Origin of the sequence: Nitrosospira sp. Nsp14, assembly GCF_900113575.1 — a bacterium.
Taxonomy (GTDB): Bacteria; Pseudomonadota; Gammaproteobacteria; order Burkholderiales; family Nitrosomonadaceae; genus Nitrosospira.
This window is the reverse complement of the sequence record NZ_FOPV01000044.1, coordinates 1-2,013: the sequence shown is the minus strand read 5'-3', so window position 1 is coordinate 2,013 and position 2,013 is coordinate 1. Positions and strand designations below refer to the sequence as shown.

The 2,013-nt window shown below is 53.8% G+C and carries 1 protein-coding gene; it reads right to left on the bottom strand.

Annotated elements, in window-relative coordinates; translation table 11 throughout:
- Positions 1 to 198: 198 nt before the first annotated feature.
- Positions 199 to 1,755, bottom strand: coding sequence for a MocR-like pyridoxine biosynthesis transcription factor PdxR (locus tag BM022_RS14935; RefSeq protein ID WP_091140566.1), 1,557 nt, complete (start codon positions 1,753 to 1,755; stop codon positions 199 to 201).
- Positions 1,756 to 2,013: the final 258 nt, after the last annotated feature.

Below are 2,013 nucleotides of genomic sequence, written 5' to 3'. Positions count from 1 at the left end.
GCTCTAAGCAAACTGGGGAACCGCGACAGCAAAGGTTCCTCAAAACACCGGTCCGCCACCGTCGACAGACGGCAAGGTGGATCGGTGTTTTTTTATTCGGGCCCGTTAAAAACCTCTCCGGACGCCTGGGGTCGTAGGGTATAAATCGGTTACCTCCCGAGGGACAGAGGCCACTCTACGGCGGCCTAAAGATAGAGTCTAATAGCCGGGATTCTTGTAGTGAAGGGATGATGAGAACCCGCCGTGGCGGCCGAGCCCGGAGTGGAGAGATTCTAAGGGCAGATCTGTGAAGGCATGCGCCAGTCGCCTTATACCTGCACGAATCTGGTACTCGTTAAGCGAGGAAAAACCCAGCACAACGGTACGTGTGCTATAGCCGCCCTTTCCAAAGTCATAGGTTGTTCCAGAACCGATCGAGTAAATTCCGACCCCTTGCCGCAGTGCAAGCGCCTGGAGTTCTGATACGTCCGGATAACTGGCAGGCAGGTGCCATGCAAGATGTAACCCACTTTCCAGTCCCGAGAGCTGTACCTCACCGAAATGTTCGCGCAGAGAATCTATGAGGCAATCATGCCGCTTCGAGTAAATATTGCGCATGCGTCGCAAATGGTTGCCATAGGCACCGCTTCGGATAAACTCGGCCATCGTTGCCTGATCCAGCCAGGCATGTCCGCTATTGAGCAATGCCTTGGCGGAGCGTGCGGCAGGGATCAGTGCCTTGGGTACGACCAGATAACCCAAGCGAAGCCCTGCGCCCATGGATTTGGAAAAAGTGCCCAAATACATTACGCAGCCATGATCGTCAAGTCCCATCAGGGCTGTCAAAGGTGATCCGCGGTATCGAAAATCAGAGTCGTAGTCGTCCTCGATGATATACGCGCCGCACCGGCGCGCCCAATCCAGCAGCTTCAGGCGCCGCTCAATGGGCAGGGTGAATCCAAGAGGGTACTGATGAGAAGGTGTGACATAGATGAGCGTAACACCATCTTTCGGCAACTGTTCAACTTCCAATCCGTCTTCATCGACGGGGATGGGAAGCAATTTGGCGTAGTAGCTCTCGAAGAGGGATGCCGCCCCCTGGTAGCACGGATCCTCCGTGGCAACCAGTGTTCCTTCCTTTACAAGCAGGCGGCAAGCCAAGTTAAGGCCTTCCTGAGATCCAGCGGTAATGATTATCTGATCAGCGGATACGCTAATTCCCCGGGCGATCCCCAAGTGGTCTGCAATGACTTCGCGTAACTGTGGTAACCCTCCAGGATCGGTGCATTCCGTAAAATGCGTGACTGTTGATGTGAAGGTTCGGTTAATAAAGCGACGCCATATTTTAAGCGGGAATAAATCGAGATCAATCCGGTCAGGATAAAAGTCAAAATCGAGATGCTGGGTATTTCTTTTTGCCGGCGCCGGGCCGGCAAAAGGAATAAAAGGAATCAAGGGGCGTTTTGCTGCCTCGCCGTGAGTCGATGCCGAAGTAGCTATTCTACGCGTCGCAGCGAGACAGGTTTCTGGCAACTCAAGGTTCACGTAGGTACCAATTGCCTTTCGGGCCTGAAGGTAGCCCTCTGCTATCAGGCGATCGTAGACGAGCAGTACCGTGTTGCGGGAAATGCCGAGCTGTTCAGCCAATACGCGACTCGCCGGAACAAGCGTACCGGGCTTCAGCCTTCCACCCAGAATGAGATGGCGTAACTGCTCAAAGATCTGCCCTTGCAGCGACTGGCGACTAGCGTGATCAAGTTCAATGGGGATTGCCATATGCTTTCTTGGCGGCACATCTGTGCGCTGGATTGCGTTTCAGATAGGTATCTGATTTGGCATAACAGCCAGGACGACGTAAACCTGTCGATGGAGTCCTGGCGCGATCCCATCCGCTAGCGGATGGGATATACGGGTTGATGACATCCTTACATCCGGATAAGCCTACTCCTCATCCTCGTCATCGTCGTCCTCATCCTTTTTCTCGGGTTTGAGGACCATCTTTCCCTGCTTTTTGCTCTCGTTCAAGTCGGTCTC

Excerpts from the sequence above, each read along its gene's own strand:
- BM022_RS14935 (WP_091140566.1), bottom strand. The coding sequence starts at position 1,755 with ATGGCAATCCCCATTGAACTTGATCACGCTAGTCGCCAGTCGCTGCAA.